The organism is Neobacillus phoenicis, assembly GCF_047302305.1.
Taxonomy (GTDB): Bacteria; Bacillota; Bacilli; order Bacillales; family Cytobacillaceae; genus Neobacillus.
Genome location: NZ_CP154847.1, coordinates 4385619 through 4407969 on the forward strand (window position 1 = coordinate 4385619; position 22351 = coordinate 4407969).

Here is a 22351-nt window from a genome sequence, read left to right on the forward strand (position 1 = left end):
TTTTCATCATACTTGAAAAGGGTGTCAGGCACCACAAAAAGTGTGGTGATGAATCCAAGGTTTTATTATTTCTAAAAGCTACACATATTGAAGGACGTTATTAAACGGACAAGAAGCCCTATCCATTCCGGATAGGGCTTCCTTTAAGTTAGTACGTTCATTAGTAAATGTCCTAAGAAATTTTCTTTAATTCTTCAGTTAATTTCAAGAATAGGCCCTTGTTTCCGTCCTGTAATGTTTGGTCGATTTCCTTGCGGATTTTCTCCTTCTTGAATTCAAGCAGGGCATTGTTTAGAAACATCTCAGCAACTACAGCATCTGCGTTCTCATCCGAATGTTGTGGTGAATTAAGTAATTTCTTTTCCATGGAAATCAACTCCTTGAGCTTTTTTTCATTATACATGGAGTTTTCTAAAAATTCAAACACTTTATTTTGGAAATTTCAAAAAAATTTAATGGTATGGCTTTCAAGTTTCATTTTGATTTTATCTCAATTTTTTGGTGTGAAGGGCAAATATTTAGGGAACATTAACTTCAACTATCTTTTTGAGGGAACAGGAGGAAAATATGTATGGAACAAGCTGCATTAACTGGCTATCACCCCGTAAATAACATTGATGTTTATTATGAATTTTATCCGAATCCAAAATCAGATAAGACATTTGTTTTATTGCATGGTTTTCTTTCTTCCACCTTTACATTTCGCCATCTCATATCACTATTGAAAAAGGAATATCAAGTGTTATCGATCGATTTGCCCCCTTTCGGAAAGAGTGCAAAATGCAATCGTTATGAATATTCTTATAAAAACCTTGCCCAAACCGTTATTAACCTAACTGAGTCATTAGGTTTAAAGAAAATGACTTTTATCGGCCATTCCATGGGTGGTCAAATTGTGTTGAATATTCTTCATATGATGCCTGAACTTGCCGATAAAGCGATTCTTCTTTGCAGTTCAGCTTATCTCAAACGCTCTAAATTGCCGTTAATCTTGACAAGCTACATTCCCTATTTCCACCTTTTTGTGAAGTACTGGTTTGCAAGAACTGGTGTGAGGAAAAACCTACAAGATGCTCTCTATAATCACTCCATCATAAATGACGAAATGATTAATGGCTACCTTCAGCCCTTTTTACAAGATGAAATCTTCATAGCACTTACAAGGATGATTCGGGATCGTGAAGGAGATCTTCCACCTGAGGCTCTTAAACAAATAAAAACCCCCTGCTTATTACTTTGGGGAGATCATGACAATTCCATGCCACTTAAAGTAGGGGAAAAGCTTAACAAGGATTTAGAGAACTCTGAGCTAGTTGTATTAAAAGAAACAGGCCATGCCCTTCCAGAGGAACGCCCTTTTGAAGTATTTGAATATATCAAAGGCTTTTTAGAAAAATTTCAACCAGCAGCCGATCATTGATAAAGTAAGAAAAGCGGAAGCGCCTCGTTCAGCCCCGACAGGCAAATGTTCTTCGGCAAGAAAAGTTGCTCTTTGACTTTTATTGCCGAAGGTTATTTGACCCGAGGAGCTAGGCGCTGGAGCTGGACAATTCTCGAAGTCAAATTTGTCGGTGGCTGTACCGGTCATCACACCTTATTTAAACCAACCCTTTTCTTTTGATTGAGTAATCGCTTCAATACGATTTTTCACTTCCAACTTATCTAAGATAATTGAAATGTAGTTGCGAACCGTTCCCGTTTTAATACTGAGCTCTTCTGCAATCTCTTTTGTATTCTTACCATCAGCAACTAGCTCTAGCACTTCTCTTTCTCGGTCCGTTAAGGGATTTTCCTCTCCATATACATCATCCATTAATTCTGGCGCATAAATTCGTCTTCCTGCCATCACACTGCGGATGGAGCTTGCCAGTTCCTCACTCGGACTATCCTTCAATAAATAACCGCTTACCCCTGCCTTCAATGCACGTTGGAAATACCCGGTTCGGGCAAAAGTGGTTAAAATGATTACTTTGCAGCCAGATCCTTTTAATTCTTCTGCTGCTTCAAGCCCGGTCTTCCCTGGCATTTCAATGTCCATAATACAAACGTCAGGCTTTAATTTTTTTACCAGCGTAACAGCTTCTTCCCCATTTGACGCCTTCCCGACTACTTCCATATCATCCTCTAAATTAAGCAGTGAACCAAATGCTCCTAATAACATTTGCTGATCTTCAGCGATAACAATATTAATCATTTCCGGTCCTCCTTCTCTACAGCTTGCTTCACATCATTCGGTACCTTGACAATTAATGTTGTACCTTCCTTTGTAACAAGCTCCAGGCTGCCATTAATAAATTCCAATCGTTCTTTCATGCCAATTAGACCATGTCCTTCAGCCAATTTTTCAGTGTTTCCTTTAAATCTACCGTCATCGCGAATCGTTAGAACTGTTTCTTTCCACGATTGTTCGATGGAAATAATGCAGTTCTTAGCTTCGCTGTGTTTCACCACATTGTTCACGGCCTCTTTCAAACACATACTTAATATATTTTCAGTTAATAGGGAAACATTCGATAATGTAAATTCCCCTTCGCTGATAAAATGGATTTGTGCAGCCTTTATGATTTGTTTCACTCGTTGAATCTCATCCTTTAGACGAATCCCCCGCATGGAAGAAACCATCTTCCTTACCTCGCTTAATGCTGTTCTAGCGGTTTGCTGAACATCCTTTAATTCAGATTTAGCCTGTTCCGGATCTTTTGAAATTAGTTTCCTTGCCAAGTCCGTCTTCAAACCAATTAGTGACAGCTTTTGTCCAAGTGTGTCATGAAGGTCCCGGGCAATTCGCTGGCGCTCCTCCAGCTTAACCAGCTCAGATATCCTTTTGTTCGCATCTTCTAGTTTTTCCTCAAGCTGCCCCCTCTCCTTCCGATTGTAAATGCTAAAAGGGAGAAGAATGACACTGATCCAAATGATGATAACGAAGGGAAGCTGCTGTAGAAATAGCTTCTCTTGCATGACAATGCTATAGTTGATCGATGCCGAAGTACTGATTAAATGAATAAAGTATAACGTGAGAAAGGCAACTCTGTCCTTAATATTGCCAATAAAATAGGCTAGAAAAAAGGCAAAGTAAACGTAGCTGAACAGGTTAGTCGCAGTTATGGAAATGCCAATTAGAATAAGTGTCCAGAGATATACGGGCCACCCTTTTGAAATAAAGGCAATTCGGTAAAGGATAAAAAATATCAGAGTTAGTAAAATTCCTACAACGATTTCAATAGTTGATGGTGCTTGAAAGATAAAATAAAAAGGTAATATGCAAAGAACCGTCCATATATACGGAGCAATCCCATTATTTTTTTGAAATGTCATATACCTTTTAATCATACATAAGACCTCATTTTCACTAGTACTTTCCATTTATTATAACTCAAAAGTATACAACCTCAACAGTTCGTTTAATATATGTATTTTACATATATATGTAATAATATAACCACTACTACTATATATTTAATTAGTCAGAATTTTGTAAATGTTTACACCTAGCAAATCTTGGCAACATATGTTTATAAAAACATTAGGAGGAATCAAAATTGGGAGAAGTATATAACCATTGTTCCAAAATTCCTTATTTGCGATTTGGTATGGGTGAGCCTTTAGTATTTATTCATGGACTAGGAGAGGTAAAGGAGGGATGGTCTAACCAATTTGAATTCGCCGATCAGTATGAGTTAATTATTCCAGATTTACGGGGACACGGTGAATATCAATCACCAGGCGAGATAAGTATTCCAAACTTTGCTCAAGATATTATTTCTTTGTTAAAAGAGCTCGGATTTGAAAGCGCACACATATGTGGGTTATCAATGGGTGGGATGGTAGCTCAGGAAATGTATCGTCAGGCCCCTGAGATGTGTCGCTCCTTAATGCTTGTAAGTACTTTTCATTATGCTCCTAAGCGCTTGGGAAAGTTATTTTTAAAGTTTCGCCAGGCTCGAGTTGAAAATAAATCTCCCGATGTCCTTAGAGAAACAGCAGCAAAGGTCTGCCTCTATTCATGGACAAAAGAAAACTTTGATACATTTTATCAATTTTATCAGCCGAACAAAGAATTCTACTTCAAATCGATGGAAGCATGCCTTCATGTGAACAATTTAAGCCTACTGCCCACTATCAAGGTTCCAACCTTAATTATTGGCGGACAGTATGACTCAGTCATCCCCGTGTGGGTTCAATTACTCATGCATAAACAAATTCCTCATTCAGAGTTTGTCATTTTCAGAAATACGGGTCATATCGCCAAACTTGAGGCGAAGGATGAATTTAATCAAGTGTTACGCAACTTTTTAATTAAACATAAAAAGGCAAGTTAGTGGGAAGGAGAATTCCTTTCCCACTCCCGTTGCACATACATAGTTTATATGTTCTTGTACCTAATTTTATGACTAACTCTTTTTACAAGGCATTTGACCTCTTTGAAGCCCATTGATCCACAATCCCAGCAAACAAACCAGAAAGTGCAAGGCTAACATGTCCGGCCTCCACACTAATATAAGTCTTGTCTTCACTGGATACTAAATCCATAATTGGTTTACTTTGCTCTTCTAAAATCAAATTGTCTCTAGAACCTGAAACCACGTATAAATTTGCCTTAATATTTTTTAGGTCAACCTTTTTATTTCCTAGTACCAATTCACCTTTAACCAGCTTGTTCTCCTTAAAGAGGTCATTGGCTAATTGTCTGTATGCTTCACCGGCAAATGGAACTTGGTCCAGTGTCCATTTATTCATCCGACGCCATTTTTCAACATAACGGCTGTCGTATGCTCGACTTAAAAGCATCGTATAGTTAGTAAAATAAACAGGTGCCCCTATCGCTCGGAACATACCTGTTACTAAATTAGGGGATACAAGCCCGTACACTTCGATAAAGCGGTCGATATTGATATCACCGTTTCTCATTCCTTCAGCCCATTTTTCAGGACCAATAAATGGCTTGAAGTCAATTGGAACAGTAGCAACAATTAAATTTTTAATAGGTTCTTCTGCGACTGCTGCATAAATGGAGGCAATTGTTCCACCTAAGCAGTATCCAATAAGAGTGATTTCTTCTGCTTCGGAATGTCGAATAGCCCGCTTAACTGCTGTTCTTAAGTATTTATCAATATAAGTATCGAGCCCCAATTTCTTATCTTCATATCCAGGTGTGCCCCAGTCTAAAAGATACACATCATACCCCTTATTCGTTAAACCTTCTATCACACTTGCTTTTGGAGCAATATCTAAAATATATGGTTTGTTAAAAAGAGAATACACAAAAAACAAGGGTATTTCATATTTTCTCTGTTTGGCAGGGTAATGCCATAATACGGATTTATTTTTCCTCCATACTTCATTTCTTGAAGTATGGCCTACTTTCGGTTCAGGTTGACTAAATACCTTGAACAGATGCTCCCAGCGCTTCATTTCTTTTTCAAAGTCAAAAGTTGGGAGTACTTCTTTGAATGGTGCCTCAGTCCCCATTGTACTTCACCCCCTCCTATTAAATTGTCGTACCTGCTCCTGTTAACACAGGCTCAGCTTGTTTGTCTTTTTCAAGAAGGTTTTTAATCGTTTCAAACTCTTCCTTAACTTGATTTAATTTCATCAACTCAAATTTCATTTCTTGAATTTCTTCATGTAAATCCTTTGTATCTGCCAGTTCTTTTTTCGTTTTTACAAGTTCTGTTTTTAGTTGTTTTGTAAGTTTAATTATCTCCTTGGAGACCTCAACGACACTTCCAATTTCCTTGCTTTGAGATTTCATACTATCTTGTAAATCCCATATTTGCTCTTCTAGTGCTTCTATTTTTTCTTCCGTTTGTATCGTTAATGTAGCTACATTGGACACATCGTTTTTTGTTGGTAAATTTAATGCACCTGCCAACGCCTCTTGATTCTTTTTAAACGCTTCTAGGTACCGGGAATGAATTTCAGTGCCTAAATGCGACATTTTCACAAATTCCTTGTTATCTGTCCAAAGGTAGATAAAATCATTCATTTGCTTTTCCCAAAGTTGGCTGAACTTGTGTAGATATTCATATGGATCGTAAGGTTTTTGGCCTGTCATGTTTATTCACCTCATTATGATTTGCTATATTCTGTCATATTTTTCATATACTTTTGAAAGGGTAACATCGTGTTTTTAACTTGCTTAGCGAATAGATTCACAAACATCTTTTGATTTTCATATAACACATTTGTTGTTTTCTTTACGCTATCAATATATTTTTCTCGCGCACTTTTTCTAAAAGCAACGTATTGTTCGACTGTTTCCACATATTTGTCAATCGCTTGCAATTGACCTGTGGTTATCGCTTGTGCAGGGGTTAATAAAAGATGAGCAGTTTTATTTTGAATATCATCTACTACCCTATTAATTTCTTCATATGACTTCACTGGGAAAAAATACTGTAAAGTCGTGGTGGTCGCTAGTAGCTCTTCACGTGCAGCCTTTTCCCAATCCTTCAGTTCCATACTAAATTGAGCAGCAATCGTAACAAAATTCTCCTGATCTTTTTTCACCTTCTCCACATAGCTTCTTACTGACTCAAGGAACCGCTCATCCCGTTTGTTAAAGCGCTCTTTCCAAGCATCCAATTCATCAAAACCAAGCTTCCAAATCATATCTAAACTAGTTAAGTCCTTTTCCACTGCACCTTCAGAATTTCCATTCAATACTTGGTCATTTTTTTCTGTCATTGTCGCTCTCCTCCAAATCAGATTCTTCCTTAAATAATTCCTTTAAATCTAGTAATTCTTTTTCTAAGTTGATTATTTTACTGTTATGTAGTTCCTTCATTTCAATTCTTAAAAAGGCCACCCACTCTTCCAACGAATGATGAATGGAGTTTAGCAGAAGTTGATTTTTATGCTGGCTTTTCTTAAGGGTATATATTTGGTCATCAAGACCATCTAATTTTTCCTCATTTTCAATGATTCTGACAGATAGTGCCGCTAATTCATCCTTATTCACCAAGCCTAAATGATTTAGCCATCTAGTTGTTAACCTTCTGTGAATCTTTACCCTTTTCAGATGGGCGGCGAGCGCTCTGCCCGCCGTCATTGTAAAAGCACGGTTATTGGTACTGGCATGGATTCTTTTATTCATTTGTGCTTCTAGTTTTTTATAATAAGCTTCCATATCACGTTGCATAGAATCCATATCAATCCCTCTAACTAACCGGTTGGTATGTTAAATAAAACATATAATTTACAAGTCTTCAAGGTGTTTTATACTAAATTCACAAAATTTTAAAATAATCCTAGAGTAACGCTTATTGAACTCCTGCAGTTGTTCCTCCATCCACCACCAGCACATGTCCAAATACATAGTCAGACGCCTCGGAAGCTAAAAATAGTGCAGGTCCCTTCATATCGTCGTCTGAACCAAATCTTCCTGCCGGTGTTCGCTCAAGAATCTTTTCACCTGAATAGTCCAAAATCGTCTTAGCCATTTTTGTTGGGAAGAAACCTGGTGCAATAGCGTTAACATGAACATTGTATGGAGCTAATTTTACTGCAAGGTCCTTGGTAAAGGTAATAACAGCACCCTTACTTGCTGAATAACCTATCGCATCCATCACCAATGGATCCTGTCCACCCATTCCAGCAATAGAAGCTATATTAATAATTTTTCCTGAACGTTGTTCAACCATAATTTTTCCAACAGCCTGCGAAAATAAGAATACAGCTTTTAAGTTAATATCCATGACTTTATCCCATTTATCGGCAGGCATTTCTAATGCAGGTGCTCCCCAGCTTGTTCCGCTGTTATTCACTAGGATATCAATTCGACCAAATTCCTTTACCGTTTCATCGACCACGTACTGAATATCATCAGGATTGGACACATCACATTTAAATGCTAGGGTACGAACGCCCTTTTCTCTTAAAGCTTCCGTAAACTGCTGACAGGCGTCAAGATTTCTTGAACAAACCACCACATTAGCACCAGCTTCTGCGTACGCTACGGCAATTTGCTGACCTAAGCCTCTTCCTCCACCTGTTACAATGGCTGTTTTTCCTTTTAAACTAAACAATTCTTGAATATTCATCTTCTCCACCTCATTTATTAAGCTTTTATTTTTGCTTTCTCTTGATCTCTTAAAACTCTTCTTAGTAATTTACCAACAGTTGATTTTGGTAGTTCCGAAAGAATTTCTACTTCTTTTGGCGCCTTATATGGAGCAAGGTTTTCTCTGCCAAACTGTTTAATTTCTTCCTCTGAAATGATTGCACCCGCTTTCAATTTGACATATGCTTTTACGGTCTCCCCACGGTACGGATCAGGCACACCCACTACCAGTGCTTCTTCAATCTCATCAAGCTGATAAAGCACTTCCTCAATTTCTCGTGGATATACATTGTACCCGCTAGCAATAATCATATCCTTTTTACGGTCAAGGATATAAAAATACCCGTCCTCATCCATTTTGGCAACATCACCTGTGAATAACCATCCATCCTTGATTACTGCAGAAGTTTCCTCAGGAAGATTCCAATACCCTTTCATTACCTGTGGTCCCTGAATGATTAACTCCCCAGCTTCTCCAACAGGCGCATCGAAAAATCCCTCATCCGTTTCCTGAACGATTCTGGCAATGGTACTTTGAACTGGAATACCAATACTTCCATACTTCCTTGGCACAAATGGTGGGCTAAAAATAACGGTTGGTGCTGCTTCAGAAAGCCCATAACCATCTAAGAGCTTGGCACCTGTTCTGACTTCAAAGGTTTTTGCAGTCTCTACTGGGAGTGGTGCTCCGCCACAACTAATATAATAAAGTTTATTAAACCCATAATCCTCCAGGTCCGGTTGACTGTTCAGTGCTATGAACATCGTTGGGACACCAGACATTTGGAACGGTTTTTCTCGTTTTACTGTTTCCATTACTTCTCTCGGATCAAAGCGAGGCAGCAGGATTTGATTCGCGCCCTCTCTGATTCCACAAAGTGCAACACTGGAAAGCCCGTAAACATGGAACATTGGTAAAACCGTAATCATTTTAAAATTCTCAGGCCTGTTAATACATGCCTTATAGGAGAAATCGCAAACTTGATTGAAATTTGCTAGTAGGTTCGTATGAGTAAGCATGACTCCTTTGGAGAAGCCTGTTGTTCCACCTGTATATTGCAAAAGGGCAACATCTTCGTCCCGATTAATTTCAATTTGCGGTATGGTCCCCTCCCGATTTAGGAAATCATCAAAATAGAAATCACCGTCAGCAAGTTCCATTTTAGTGCCGCCAAAACTAACGACAAGAATTTTTTTAATAGATGTTTGTGGTTGAGCTTTTTTTACTTTTGGATAAAGTGTATCGAGTACAACTATGTATTCTGAGCCGGAATCATGTAAAACATGTTCTATTTCTCTCTCTACATACATTGGATTCACTTGAACAGCCATTCCACCTAGGCGAAAAGTACCGAATAAGGTGAATATGTAATGCGGGGAATTAGGAAGCATAATAGCTAAACGGTCGCCTTTTTGAAAACCATCCATATGCAGGGCTGCCGCTAACTGATCGGTTAGTATTTTTGTTTCATGGTAACTCCACACTCTTCCTAAAAAGGTGAATGCAGGCTTGGTACTATAACGGTTTACTGCGTCTTGTAAAAAATCGTAAAGTGATTGGTGGTTAATACTAACATGTTCATCAATTCTTGTGTCATAAATGTTCAGCCATGGCTTTTGCTGGTAAACCATAAAATCAGATGCCTCCTCAGGAATTTTCTTATCAATATCCCTACTAAATCTGGTGTGCATATCTTCGAACATAGTTGACTAATCTATTAATTAGAATATTAATATAATTATGATTATTGTAGTAAAATTTGATTTTGTAAACCCTTCCTTCTCGACATTTTTCCTCAATCATCTAGTAACTCGGATGAATCATTAACGCCCCAGTGGAATTTCTCTTGATATTTATCCCTTTTGCTAAACCTGATTTCAATCGGAATGTAGAAAATATGACGAAATATGTCGTAATATTTCTCGATTTATGCCAAATCACAGCAGTATCCATCTTTTATTTATCTTACAATTTATACCAACATTCCAATCCTCGTAACCACCTTTTAAGTAAAAATGATATTTCCATATAAGACTATCCACGGTGTCAGGCACTAAAATGGCCTTAAGTCTTCAAAGGGAGTACTTTATTCAAAATTTTATGAATTTTCACACTTTACAAATGATGGGAAAGGGATTTATTATAATAGCAATAGGAGGGATAAAAATTTGGGACACGTATTTACTAGTTTCGCTGGTATTCCTTACTTGCGCTTAGGTGTTGGTGAACCATTAGTCTTGATTCATGGGCTTGGTGAAGTAAAAGAAGGCTGGAACAATCAGTTTGAGTTTGCAGATCAGTACGAATTGATTATTCCTGACTTAAGAGGTCACGGTGAGCATTCTACTAATAAAGAAATTTCTATTCCACACTTTGCCCGTGATATTATTTCCTTACTGAAAGAGCTTAGAATTGAAAACGCTCACATCTGTGGTTTATCTATGGGTGGAATGGTTGCTCAAGAAATCTATCGTCAGGCCCCTCAAATGTGCCGTTCCTTATTGCTTGTCAGCACGTATCATTATATGCCAAAACGTCTCGCGAAACTATTAATCACTTACCGTAAGGCTCGATCAGTCTCTACTCGCCCCAGAATGTCAAAAGATACCGCCGCTCGCATTTCTTTTAGCTCTTGGAACAACAAGACCTTCGCAGAATTTTATCAATTCTATAAACCCAACCATGATGTCTTTCTAAAATCCGTTCAAGCCTGTCTTAGAGTGAACAATCAGAAACTACTTCCGAAAATTAACATTCCGACACTAATCATTGGAGGACAGTACGATTCAGTAATCCCTGTTTGGATGCAGTTATTCATGCATAAAAAAATTCGCCACTCGGAGTTTGTCATTTTTAAAAACACGGGACATATTTCCAAGTTAGAGTCAAAAGAGGCATTTAACAGAATCGTTCGTAACTTTTTGAAAAAACATAGAATAGTAAGTTAAGTGGGAGGAATTTTTTCCTCCTTTACTCTTGTTCTTTGCTGGCATAATCTCTCATATAATTTACCATTATCTAACAAGGAGGAGTAGTAAACTATGCCTACTACAAAAGCAAATGGAATCAATCTTTACTACGAGGTTCATGGTCAAGGTGAACCTTTATTATTAATTATGGGGTTATCACTCAATTCCAAGTCCTGGTTTAGGACACTGCCTGCTCTAAGTGAGCACTACCAAGTGATTATTTTTGATAATCGCGGGGTAGGATTAAGTGATAAACCAAATACTCCTTATTCAATTGAGCTTATGGCAGAGGATGCTAGAGCCGTCTTAGATGCTGTTGGTGTAGAATCAGCCCATGTATATGGCATTTCCATGGGTGGCATGATTGCCCAAAAATTGGCTATTAAATACCCTGAACGGATTCGGTCGCTTATTCTTGGCTGTACTACATCGGGTGGTGCTAATCATGTACAACCTGGTGCGGATGTCAGCATGCTCATGCTTTCAAGAGGGTCTTCCATAGCAACACCAGAAGAAATGGCTTGGGCTACCGCTCCGATTCTCTATAGCCAGTCCTTCTTGGAAAACCACCGTGAGTTGGTTGCTGAAGATATCCAAAAACGCATTGAGATTCCTATCCTGCCATATGCTTACATGTTACAGCTCCAGGCTTGTCTCACCCATGATACCTACAATGAAATAGACCAGATACAAGTTCCGACCCTAGTTATCCATGGCGATGCAGATAAGCTGGTGCCATATGAAAATGGTGTCACATTAGCAGAAAAAATCCCAAATGCAGAATTCCTAACGATCCAAGGCGCAGGTCACATCTATGTTACCGAAGAGAATGATTTTGTTAATAATAGAGTGCTAGAATTTTTAAAAAGTAAATTATGATGAAAAAATGCCCGAACTCGCAAAGTGATCGGGCATTTCTGTGAACATTCCTTCTATTAAGCTTTCACTTTCGCAAGCTCTTGGTCTCGAAGGACTCGTCTGAGTAATTTACCAACAGATGATTTTGGCAGCTCTGAAAGGATTTCCACTTCTTTTGGTGCCTTATATGGAGCAAGGTTATCCTTAGCATACTGGAGAATTTCCTCTATAGATAAAGTATATCCTTCAATCGGCTTAATGAACGCCTTAACCGTTTCTCCACGATAGTCATCAAGGACACCGATTACAATTGCTTCCTCTACGCCCTCCATTTGGTAAAGAACTTCTTCAATTTCTCGTGGATAGACATTGTAACCGCTCGCAATTATCATATCCTTCATTCGATCAAGGATATAAAGATACCCTTCTTCATCCATTTTCGCAAAATCTCCAGTAAACAGCCAGCCATCCTTCAACACATCTTCTGTATCTTTTGGACGGTTCCAAAACCCCTTCATTACCTGCGGACCCTTGACGATTAATTCTCCCGCTTCACCGACAGGAACATCTACAAATGCCCCGTCTTCCGTCTCCCGAACAATTCTCACTACTGTACTTTGAACGGGAATACCAATACTGCCATATTTTCTAGGTACAAATGGCGGATTAAACGCGATGGTTGGAGCCGCTTCAGAGAGACCATATCCATCCCTTAAAGTAGCTCCCGTTATTTTTTCAAAGGTCTTTGCTTGTTCAACTGGTAGTGGCGCACCACCGCTGCCTACATACCACAATTCCTTTAAATCACAGTCTTTTAATAATTCAGGCTGACTGTTTAATGCAAAATACATGGTCGGAACTCCTGCAAAGATAAACGGCTTTTCACGCTTAATGGTTTCAATAATCTCCTTCACCTCAAAACGAGGAAGGATAATTTGATTGGCCCCCTCTCTAATGCCACATAGCGCCACACTAGAAAGGCCGTAGACATGCAACATCGGAAGAACCGTAATCATCTTAAACGAATCAGGAATCTGTTCACATGTGTTATATGTAAAATCACAGACCTGATTAAAGTTTGCTAACAAGTTATAGTGTGTAAGCATGACACCTTTAGGCACACCTGTTGTTCCACCGGTGTATTGTAAAACGGCAACATCTTCATGTGGTTCAATCTCAATTAATGGAATCTCTCTTTCACCTTGAATGATTTCATCAAAATAATGATCTCCTTCAGCTAGTTCTTTCCGTTCTGCACCAAAGCAGACCACTATCACCTTTTTCAAGACGGTATCGGATTGAACCTTCTTCACCTTTGGATAAAAGGCATCCAGTGCAACCATGAACTTGGCTCCAGAGTCATCCAATACGTAGGCGATTTCTCTTTCTACATACATTGGATTGACCTGGACAGCAATCCCGCCTAAGCGGAAAATAGCAAATAATGTGAAAACGTACTGTGGACAGTTCGGCAGCATAATAGCTACTCTGTCACCTTTCTTTAAACCTTCATTATGTAATGCACCTGCTAGCCGATCGACCATCAATTTTGTTTCATTGAAACTGAATACCTTTCCATAAAAGGTGAAAGCAGGTTTGTCCCCAAAACGATTGACAGCACTTTCTAAGAAATCGTAGAGTGATTCGTACTTTACACTAACATGTTCATCCACTCTAGGGTCATAAAGCTTCAACCAAGGTTTTTCCTGATAGATCATACACACATGCCTCCTTATGCATCCTATTATTTTTTATTACACCTAAATTATTGTGAGGAATGAAAAATTTGTAAACACACGAAACTCGACACCTTTCCTCATTTGCAGTTGTTTATATTTCATAAAAAATAGGTAAACATTTCATTTCCACACGAGATTCAGGAGAATCAAACTTGAAATCAGTCGAATGTTGTCGGAAATCAAACTGTTGTTCACAAAACCTTAACAAGAAATTATGAAATTTTTTTGCCGAACTTATTCCGCTACCATCTAAATAAAAGGCTGTGTTAGAGAACATTGTTGATTTTTATACCCTGTTGATTGGAGCGGAAGGCGCGAAGACTCCTGTGGGAGTACGGTTCAGGGGAGACCCCGCAGGCGCAAGGGCCGAGGAGGCTCGCCGAAACGCCCACGGAAAGCGAAGCGACTGGAGCGGAAATCAACAGACAATTAACAGAGCTAAATAAAAAAGAACTTTGGCTTTAAGCTTTACCAAAGTCCTAGAATGTCTACTTATGCATGATGAATCGAAAAATCAATCGTTTTATAGGCGACAAAAAAAGTTGCCAATGAGTAAATAGCCTCCTTTAGACCAAAAATAAAAATAGAACTAGTGAATATAAAAAAATTTAGAAATAGAATATATTGTCCAATTGAAAACCGGGAACGTTTGCTGAATAGAATGGCAAGTACCTCAGTCCCATCTAAACATCCACCAAATCGTATAGTAATCCCCACTCCTAAACCTAAGATCATTCCACCTAGAATGATCACCAATAAAGGATGATGTGTTAGCGCCGGATAAGGCTCTAGCACATAGGTTCCTAGTGATAACACGAGGATAGCGAATAGGCTTAAAGCCAGAAACCTTTTACCCAGGTAAGAATAGCCAATTATGAAAAAAGGAGTATTCAATACTAGTAGAAACAATCCTACCTCCTGACGGGTAATATGAGAAAGGATGATGCTGATTCCAATTACGCCCCCATCAATTACATAATTTTTCACCAAAAATAACTGCAAGGATATGGCAACTAACGATGCACCGCAAAAAATAGAACAGCCCCGTTTATAAAAGGAAATGCTACTCGATCGATTATTATCTATGTAATAGTTCACTCTTTTTCTGAACATAGTGCTCCCCTTTTATAAAAAATAGTGTACATGCTTGGTTAAATATATTCTTTTCATTGTGAATCAATTCTTTGTTGAATGAAAAAAGTCCCCCATTTAGCAGTCATAGGGGACCTCGTTTTAATTTATTGTTCTTATTTACTGATTTACGCCTGAGATGTAATCGGATGCTTGAATTTTTCAGGCAATGTAACGTTTGTAAGATTCTTTACAAAAAGAACATTACTAGATTGGTATATCTCATTCGTAAGAAGGAACGCTTGATTGTCTAGATGAAAATGAAAAACAATTTTTCTAATCTCTGGTGAGGTAATCTTGTTTAGGATTAATTGAATATCGACTTCCTCAGTAGAAACTATATCATAAAGATGGATCGTATCATCTTCTTTCTGAAAAATAACCAATACCTTTTCATCCTCTAGATAATAGAGGTCATGACTAAATACCATTATGCTGTAAAACATTAAAAGTTCCTCACTGCTTGCTGTTCCAAAAATCTTTGAAACTGATTTTCTATTTGCAGCCAAGGTATAGATAAATGATAAGTCTTCTGGTTTTGTCCCATCTAATTTTCTTATTCTCGATTGGTTTGTTGGCTTATACTCGTAGTTCATTGAAAATTGAACTTCCTCCACAGCTTTGAATCCGAATTTGGGATAGAAATCCAACACCGTTTGATTGGCAAACAAATAGATTAGGTCCACATGTCTAAAATCCTCTAAAACAATCTCCATAAGTTTTCTCGATAACCCTTGATTACGATAATCCGGATGTGTCATAACCGTTCCGATTTGAATAGCTCTCCTGCTCTCGCCTTCAATCACCAAGTTTAGGAGATTAACCGAGACATTCGCAACCACTCTCCCTTGGTCAATGAAAGAGTATGGCTGATACTTATCTGTCCAATATCCATGTTGATACCATGTTTCAAATTCAATTCCAAATGTATTCAAGGCCAGCTCATTAAAACTTTCCCTTAACGTTTCATTCTCTTTATATCCCTTTTCAAATTTTAAGCCTTCCATATGATACCCCCATAAGAAAAGGACGAGGCATTTTCCCCCCCGCCCTTTCCAGTTTATTTATCTTTTAACATCTTAAATACCTGCTCCACATCTTTATCTCCGCGGCCAGATAAGTTTACAATCAACACATCTTCAGGAGATAAATTCTTTGCCAGTTTGATGGCATAGGCCACTGCATGGGAGCTTTCTAATGCCGGTATAATCCCTTCCGTTTTACTAAGCAGTTGAAACGCTTCTAACGCCTCTTGCCCAGTAACCGTCACATATTCTGCTCTACCGCTAGTTTTTAAATGGCTATGTTCAGGACCGACTCCAGGATAGTCCAAACCAGCAGCGATCGAATACGTTGGTTTCGGGTCTCCCTTTTCATCCAATAGTGTTAAACATTTAAATCCATGAATGATAGCTGGAACTCCTTCTGTTAAGGTTGGTGCTTCCGCTGGTTCCACTCCAATTAATCGAACAGATGGTTCCTCAATATAATGAGCAAATGCACCAATCGCATTACTGCCTCCACCTGCACAGGCAACAACGGCTGTTGGCAGTTTTCCTTCTTTTTCAAGTATCTGACGTTTGGATTCTTCGCTAATAATAGATTGGAAGTGTTTCACCATTGATGGATAAGGGTGAGGTCCAACTGCCGAACCTAGTAAATAAAAAGTATGTTTATAATTTTGCACTAAGTCACCTAATGCTTCATCGACAGCATCCTTCAGACGGCCCTGTCCTTTTTCAACTGCAACCACTTTTGCACCTAGTAATTCCATGCGGAACACGTTAAGTGCCTGCCGCTCTGTGTCCAGTTTTCCCATATATATGATACATTCCATCCCAAACATCGCACAGGCAGTAGCAGTTGCGACGCCGTGCTGTCCAGCACCTGTCTCCGCAATAATCCGCTTGGCACCCATCCGTTTGGCTAATAGGATTTGCCCGATGGCATTATTAATTTTGTGAGCACCTGTGTGGTTTAAATCCTCCCTTTTGAGATAGATTTTCGCTCCACCGATTTGTTTCGCTAAATTTTCAGCATAGGTTAACGGGTTTTCTCTACCAATATACTCTTTTAGGTAATAGTTGAACTCCTCGATGAATTCAGGATCATCCTTATACCGTAAAAATTGCTCCTCTAATTCGTTCATTACCTGCTGCAGATCCTCAGGTACAAAACTTCCACCAAATTCTCCAAAGTATCCTTTATTTTCTACGCTCGTACTCTTCATTCTCAACTCGACTCCTTCTAAACTATTAATTTGGGAGAGAATAATGAAATATTTACTGAATATTCCATAAAATAATTTTAACACATTGCTATAAATCCGCAAATCTATAGCTTTTAAAAAAAGGCTCTGTTATATGTGTCTGTTGTTCTCCACTCCAGGCGCTTCGCTTTCCGTGGGCGTTTCGGCGAGCCTCCTCGGCGCTTGCGCCTGCAGGGTCTCCCCTGAACCCTACTCCCACAGGAGTCTTCGCGCCTTCCGCTCCAATCAATAGGGTATAATAAATTAACATTGTTCTTTAATTCATCCTAAAAAAAGCCTGCACACTAATGTGCAGACTTTCTTTGATGATGATGCCATTATTCATATCTTAATGATTCAATTGGATCAAGTTTGGAGGCTTTGTTTGCTGGGAGCAGTCCAAAAATGATACCTATTACCATCGAAAACAGCACTCCACCTAATACCACCTCCCATGAAACTAAGGATGGCCAGCCTGCAAAGAAGCTTACGATTGTGGCTGTTCCCCAACCAAGAAAGATTCCAAGAATCCCCCCAATAAAGGTTAGTGTCATGGATTCAATTAAAAACTGTGTTAATACCTGACCTCGAGTCGCCCCTAGTGCCATTCGAATACCAATCTCTCTTGTTCTTTCCGTTACGGATACGAGCATGATATTCATAACTCCTATCCCACCGACAAATAGTGAAATCCCGGCAATACTTCCGATAATTAAGGTCATAATTTTCGTCACTTGCCCAATTCCTTGAGCAATTTCCTCCATATTAATGACCTGATATGATTTTTCGGTATTATGCATCTTATTTAACAGTCGTGCAGCCTTTTTACCAGCAACCTGCAACTGTTCAGCAGACGCCGCTTGGAGTGTAACTTGAGTATAATCACTGCTTCCATACATATTTCTCCACGTTTGGAAGGGAAGGTAAACCTCCATTGACCCAAAAGAAAGAAGTCCAGTCGGCTTTTCTAATACACCGATGATTTCAATAGGCTGATTGGCAACCATAATGATTTTGCCAACTGGATTGTCCCCTTTAAAGAGTTCATCCTGCATTTTGTTACTGATAATCCCCGCTCTCCTTCCACCTAGAAAATCAGAAGCAGAGAAGTTTCTCCCTTTTGTTACTTTCAATTTGTTTAATTTTAAAAAGGATTGATTGATCCCCGTGGTGGAAACATCGGACGTTTCCTTTTGAAATCTTGCTTGCGACAATTTTGTACTTGATGCTACCACTCTCTTAATCTCTGGGATTTGTTCCAGCGCACGAATATCTTCTTGTTTAAATGGAGCTTGGAGGAACACATTAGGGTTTGCCTTCATTTCCTCATCCGAAGGTTGATAGAACATTTCGATTGTATTCCCTGAGCCAGTAATCTGTGTTTTCAGCATGGCTTCCCCACCCTGCCCAATTGCTACAACAATGATGACAGCTGCTACACCAATAATAATTCCTAGCATAGTAAGAATACTACGCATCTTATGGGCCTTAAGAGAGCTCAATGCCATGATTAAATTTTCCATAAAACTCATTGCAACATCCCCCTATCAATAAGTGAAGGGGATTGGATTAGTCCATCCCTTACCATGATGGTCCTGTTTGCATATTGAGCAACCTCAGATTCATGGGTGACAACAACTACCGTTACGCCTTCTTCGTTTAGCTTACTGAACTGATCCATGATGTCTAGGCTTGTTTTTGAATCAAGTGCCCCTGTTGGTTCATCTGCTAAAATTAGCTTCGGCTGGTTAACTATCGCTCTCGCAATGGCCACACGTTGCTTTTGTCCACCAGATAACGCGTTGGGAAGGTGGTTCATTCGGTCTGACAAACCTACTTTAATCAACGCTTCTTCCGCACGAGCTTGCCGTTCTTTTTTTGAAATACCGGCATAGATCATTGGGAGTTCAACATTTTTTAAAGCGGACAATCGAGGCAGGAGATGGAACTGTTGAAAGACAAAGCCGATGGACTGATTTCTTACTCTTGCCAATTCCTTATCGTTATAGTGGGATACATTTTCCCCAGCTAGATAGTACTCGCCCTCTGTTGGCTTATCCAAACAGCCAATAATATTCATTAATGTGGATTTCCCTGAACCAGATGGACCCATAATCGCAACAAATTCCCCTGGCTCAATGGTCAGGCTAATTCCGTTTAATACATGTACATTCTCTTTTCCTAACATAAACGATCGTGTGATGTTTTCTAAGCGGATCATTTGACCTTCACTTCCAGCCCATCCTTAAGTTGTTCAGGTCCATTAATGATGACTTTGTCACCCTTCGAAACACCTTCAAGGATTTCAATCTTATCTCCAGACGTGATACCTGTTTTCACCTTTTGTTTTCGTGCCTTTCCTTCCTTTACTAGATACACATATGGTTGATCTCCATCATCATGCAAGGCTGCTACTGGAAGAACCATTGCCATCTTTTTGTCTGTTTCAATTTCCATAATGACCTGGAACCCTGGCTTCAAAGCTTTTGTATCACCGGAGATGTTTACCGTTACAGGATATTGCACTGCCTGACTGCCGTTTTGAAGACCGGCTTGATTTTGCTGTGGGAGGATGCTAATGGTGGTGACTTCTCCCTGCCATTCTTGTTCTGGTACTGCGTCCGAACGCAAAGTAACTTTTTGTCCACTGCTAACTTTTATAGAATCGTATTCCGATAAGAGTCCTGCAGCAGTTAATCCTTCAAGCTTTCCAATATGTATAAGGGGCTCAAGATTCGATGCTTCCGCAGTGGATGCACCTTGTTTTTTCACTGATAAAACAACGCCATCAATTGTACTCTTTATCTCTAATTCGCCTTGACGCTTATTAAGCAAATCTTTTTGAAGAGAGGCTTGCTTAAGATCAATATTGGCTAACTTTTTTTCCATGTCAAGTTGCTCAAGTTCAGGGGCAAGCTGTTTTTTAGCTTCCTCTTTTCCAACCTGTTCAGCTAGTTTTGTTTCTTTTTCCTTAAGTTGCTTTATTTTTTTATCTAGTTGGGAAATTTTTAAATTAGCTGATTCGATAGCTAATTTATTCTGTTCCCTTTCCAGATCTAATTGAGGATTTTGAAGTTTGGCCAACACTGTACCTTTTTTAACTGTCTGCCCTTCTTTAACAAGCAGATCCTTCAATTCGCCTTTTTCAGGTGAAGTATAAACCACTTGTTCCTCTTGCAATTTAACTGTGCCGGGAATCATTAATAAAGAGGAAATTTCCTCCTGTGTTATTTGTGCGATTTTTACAGAAGGTCCTTTTGCAAAAACCTGACGGTAAACACTGACTGCAATCATAAGAACGATCAAACTGACAACACCTATAGTAATCCAAATTTTCTTTTTCATTTTATGCGGACAAAAGGAGAGCCCCCATCACCAGAGGGGGACTTCTCCCTTATCCTTATCTCCCTTCAATCAACAGGTATATTTCTTAGATTAATTATAGTTTCGGTGCCCCTTGTAACAAGGTTCCAATTAAGCCAAAGCCAATTCCAATTAAGAAGAAAATAACAGCAATAGTCCAAGCAAGCCCTTTTGAAAATTTCCCTGTTTTGTGAAGTCCCAAGGCCGTTAAAATTAATGTCCAAATACCGAATACTTCAATTGAGCCTAGGAATCCGGCCTTATCTTGATTTAACAATCCGGCTAAACTAGTAACATATATTTCAACGTCCCCACCTATCGCATACCTAATTGCCATATTTAAGATTAGACCAACAGCTCCGATGACCATAATAAAAGTATTCATGGAAAATAACTGTTTAAAGGTTACTGATGAACTCGCAATCTTAGCTATAGCCAATTGGATGGCACTGCTAATCAACACACCCAAAATAGGCGAAATGATACCTGTTATGGCTACTGTAATTTTAGTAATGGTTAATACTATTTCTACCTGATCTTCTGGGAGCCCCTGATCAATTAACGTTGAAGCATCAATGCTAAAAGCCATAAACACAGTTCCAATTGCGTATAGAATACTAACAATCACTAATGGTACCCATATTTTTGGATTTTCTCTTATTCTCTCAAACTGTTGCACCGGATTCGTAAACATTCCAAATAAACTAGGTTTCTCTTTCTGTACATTAACCTCATTTTGTAATTCCATTTTCCAACCCCCTATTTCCACTTATGTAAAATATTCCTAATAAGTATACGGCAATCTAGTTAAAAAGTTTCACTTTTTTTCAAACAAAATGAGAGCACAAAAAATAGGACGAAGATTTCTTCGCCCTACGTTTTATTTTTATATTAAGGCACGATATTCCCTGCTGCCTTGTAGATAGAATACCATTCTTCTCTTGTTAATCTGATATCGGAGCCTTTACATGCGTCCTGCAAACGTCTTACTTTGGTTGTTCCAAGTACTACCTGGATATTTGCAGGGTGACGAGTAATCCACGCAGTAGCGATGGCAGTATTGGTCACGCCATATTTTTCAGCAATCGTATCAATCACCTGGTTAAGCTCTGGATATTTTTCAACATCACCTAAAAATGATCCTTCGAAGAAGCCATGTTGGTACGGTGACCATGCTTGCATCGTAATGTCATGTAGGCGGCAATACTCTAAAACACTGCTATCGCGATTGATGGATTGATCAATATTCATATTTAAGGCAATTCCAGAATCAATCATTGGTGTGTGCGCAATGCTAAACTGCAGCTGGTTTACCACCAATTTATAAGGGATGTACTTCTGCAACAGTTCTATTTGGGCTGGATTATGGTTCGATACACCAAAGTACTTTACTTTTCCGTTTGTATAAAGTTCTTCAAAGGCCTCCGCAACCTCCGAAGGTTCCATCAATGGATCTGGACGATGGAGCAGTAGTATATCTAGGTATTCAGTATTTAGTCTTTTTAATATCCCGTCAACAGACGTAATAATATACTCTTTTGAGAAATCAAAAAAACCAGAACGAATCCCACATTTACTTTGGATAATCATCTTTTCACGTATGCTTGGATTCATTTTAATCGCTTCTGAAAAGATCTCCTCGCTTTTTCCTTTACCATAGATGTCTGCATGATCGAAGAAATTAATCCCTTCATCCATCGCAGTGCGAATTAAGTTTTCAGCCTCAGACAAAGACAGCTGCGGTAAACGCATATTTCCCATTATGATATTGGAAGCTTTTATATCGGTATTGGCAATGTTTATGTATTTCACGTAAATGCCCTCCTTTTTTCCTAATCATCCACATTATACTCTAACTATCTCAATAATCCCAAAAGCGAACATCAATAAACAAACAAGGAAATAAGAAAAGCGCAAGTGTCTTAGTCATCCCCGATCAAGAAGACGTGTCGATTTAGCGGAGCGCAGATAGACCTAGTC

Annotated in this window: 22 protein-coding genes; 4 read left to right on the top strand and 18 right to left on the bottom strand. The window is 38.9% G+C overall.

Annotated features, from left to right (window positions below):
• Positions 1 to 172: 172 nt before the first annotated feature.
• Positions 173 to 367 (bottom strand): IDEAL domain-containing protein, encoded by a 195-nt coding sequence (locus AA0X95_RS22485; RefSeq protein WP_413301764.1) that lies wholly within the window; start codon positions 365 to 367, stop codon positions 173 to 175.
• Positions 368 to 571: 204 nt separating this feature from the next.
• Here AA0X95_RS22485 and AA0X95_RS22490 point away from each other — a divergent pair, with 204 nt between their 5' ends.
• Positions 572 to 1420, top strand: coding sequence for an alpha/beta fold hydrolase (locus AA0X95_RS22490; protein WP_413301766.1), 849 nt, complete (start codon positions 572 to 574; stop codon positions 1418 to 1420).
• Between the two features lie 174 nt (positions 1421 to 1594).
• On the opposite strand, the gene AA0X95_RS22495 is transcribed toward AA0X95_RS22490, so the two are convergent.
• Positions 1595 to 2194, bottom strand: coding sequence for a response regulator (locus AA0X95_RS22495; RefSeq protein ID WP_413301768.1), 600 nt, complete (start codon positions 2192 to 2194; stop codon positions 1595 to 1597).
• Positions 2191 to 3330, bottom strand: a complete 1140-nt coding sequence (locus AA0X95_RS22500; RefSeq protein WP_413301770.1) for a sensor histidine kinase — start codon at positions 3328 to 3330, stop codon at positions 2191 to 2193. Before AA0X95_RS22500 ends, AA0X95_RS22495 begins: the two co-directional genes overlap by 4 nt.
• Before the next feature lie 209 nt (positions 3331 to 3539).
• On the opposite strand from AA0X95_RS22500, the gene AA0X95_RS22505 reads away from it, so the two are divergent.
• The gene (locus AA0X95_RS22505) at positions 3540 to 4319 is read left to right on the top strand and encodes an alpha/beta fold hydrolase (RefSeq protein WP_413301772.1); all 780 of its coding nucleotides are present in this window, start codon (positions 3540 to 3542) and stop codon (positions 4317 to 4319) included.
• An 82-nt stretch (positions 4320 to 4401) separates the two neighbouring features.
• Here the strand turns inward: AA0X95_RS22505 and AA0X95_RS22510 are convergent, their stop codons facing one another.
• The 6 genes from AA0X95_RS22510 to AA0X95_RS22535 form a co-directional block, all read right to left on the bottom strand.
• On the bottom strand, positions 4402 to 5469 hold the full coding sequence (locus AA0X95_RS22510) for an alpha/beta fold hydrolase (protein WP_413301774.1): 1068 nt from the start codon (positions 5467 to 5469) through the stop codon (positions 4402 to 4404).
• 19 nt (positions 5470 to 5488) lie between these two features.
• Entirely contained in the window at positions 5489 to 6055 is a 567-nt protein-coding gene (locus tag AA0X95_RS22515) for a polyhydroxyalkanoate biosynthesis repressor PhaR (RefSeq protein WP_413301776.1), read from the bottom strand.
• 14 nt (positions 6056 to 6069) lie between these two features.
• Complete coding sequence (locus AA0X95_RS22520; protein ID WP_413301778.1) at positions 6070 to 6687, bottom strand: hypothetical protein; 618 nt, start codon at positions 6685 to 6687, stop codon at positions 6070 to 6072.
• A complete protein-coding gene (locus AA0X95_RS22525) occupies positions 6671 to 7150 on the bottom strand; it encodes a hypothetical protein (protein ID WP_413301780.1) in 480 nt (159 codons plus the stop codon). The genes AA0X95_RS22520 and AA0X95_RS22525 overlap by 17 nt, the downstream gene beginning before the upstream one ends.
• A 112-nt stretch (positions 7151 to 7262) precedes the next feature.
• Positions 7263 to 8042, bottom strand: coding sequence for an SDR family oxidoreductase (locus AA0X95_RS22530; protein WP_413301782.1), 780 nt, complete (start codon positions 8040 to 8042; stop codon positions 7263 to 7265).
• Positions 8043 to 8059: 17 nt separating this feature from the next.
• Positions 8060 to 9694: a long-chain-fatty-acid--CoA ligase gene (locus AA0X95_RS22535; RefSeq protein ID WP_413301784.1), complete on the bottom strand. Its 1635-nt coding sequence runs from the start codon at positions 9692 to 9694 to the stop codon at positions 8060 to 8062.
• Positions 9695 to 10231: 537 nt separating this feature from the next.
• On the opposite strand from AA0X95_RS22535, the gene AA0X95_RS22540 reads away from it, so the two are divergent.
• Entirely contained in the window at positions 10232 to 11011 is a 780-nt protein-coding gene (locus AA0X95_RS22540) for an alpha/beta fold hydrolase (RefSeq protein WP_413301786.1), read from the top strand.
• Positions 11012 to 11104: 93 nt separating this feature from the next.
• Positions 11105 to 11911: an alpha/beta fold hydrolase gene (locus AA0X95_RS22545; protein WP_413301789.1), complete on the top strand. Its 807-nt coding sequence runs from the start codon at positions 11105 to 11107 to the stop codon at positions 11909 to 11911.
• A gap of 56 nt (positions 11912 to 11967) precedes the next feature.
• On the opposite strand, the gene AA0X95_RS22550 is transcribed toward AA0X95_RS22545, so the two are convergent.
• The 9 genes from AA0X95_RS22550 to AA0X95_RS22590 form a co-directional block, all read right to left on the bottom strand.
• On the bottom strand, positions 11968 to 13608 hold the full coding sequence (locus AA0X95_RS22550; protein WP_413301792.1) for a long-chain-fatty-acid--CoA ligase: 1641 nt from the start codon (positions 13606 to 13608) through the stop codon (positions 11968 to 11970).
• Between the two features lie 513 nt (positions 13609 to 14121).
• Positions 14122 to 14742, bottom strand: coding sequence for a YitT family protein (locus AA0X95_RS22555; protein WP_413301795.1), 621 nt, complete (start codon positions 14740 to 14742; stop codon positions 14122 to 14124).
• A 146-nt stretch (positions 14743 to 14888) separates the two neighbouring features.
• Positions 14889 to 15767: a GNAT family N-acetyltransferase gene (locus AA0X95_RS22560; protein ID WP_413301798.1), complete on the bottom strand. Its 879-nt coding sequence runs from the start codon at positions 15765 to 15767 to the stop codon at positions 14889 to 14891.
• A 53-nt stretch (positions 15768 to 15820) separates the two neighbouring features.
• Complete coding sequence (gene trpB, locus AA0X95_RS22565; protein ID WP_413301801.1) at positions 15821 to 16990, bottom strand: tryptophan synthase subunit beta; 1170 nt, start codon at positions 16988 to 16990, stop codon at positions 15821 to 15823.
• Positions 16991 to 17346: 356 nt separating this feature from the next.
• Positions 17347 to 18540 carry an ABC transporter permease gene (locus AA0X95_RS22570; protein ID WP_413301803.1) on the bottom strand — a complete coding sequence of 398 codons (1194 nt, stop codon included), beginning with the start codon at positions 18538 to 18540 and terminating at the stop codon, positions 17347 to 17349.
• Entirely contained in the window at positions 18537 to 19229 is a 693-nt protein-coding gene (locus tag AA0X95_RS22575) for an ABC transporter ATP-binding protein (protein WP_413301805.1), read from the bottom strand. The genes AA0X95_RS22570 and AA0X95_RS22575 overlap by 4 nt, the downstream gene beginning before the upstream one ends.
• Positions 19226 to 20314, bottom strand: coding sequence for an efflux RND transporter periplasmic adaptor subunit (locus AA0X95_RS22580; RefSeq protein ID WP_413301808.1), 1089 nt, complete (start codon positions 20312 to 20314; stop codon positions 19226 to 19228). Before AA0X95_RS22580 ends, AA0X95_RS22575 begins: the two co-directional genes overlap by 4 nt.
• A 133-nt stretch (positions 20315 to 20447) precedes the next feature.
• Complete coding sequence (locus tag AA0X95_RS22585; protein ID WP_413301811.1) at positions 20448 to 21119, bottom strand: Yip1 family protein; 672 nt, start codon at positions 21117 to 21119, stop codon at positions 20448 to 20450.
• A 143-nt stretch (positions 21120 to 21262) separates the two neighbouring features.
• Positions 21263 to 22183: an aldo/keto reductase gene (locus tag AA0X95_RS22590; protein WP_413301814.1), complete on the bottom strand. Its 921-nt coding sequence runs from the start codon at positions 22181 to 22183 to the stop codon at positions 21263 to 21265.
• Positions 22184 to 22351 lie beyond the last annotated feature (168 nt).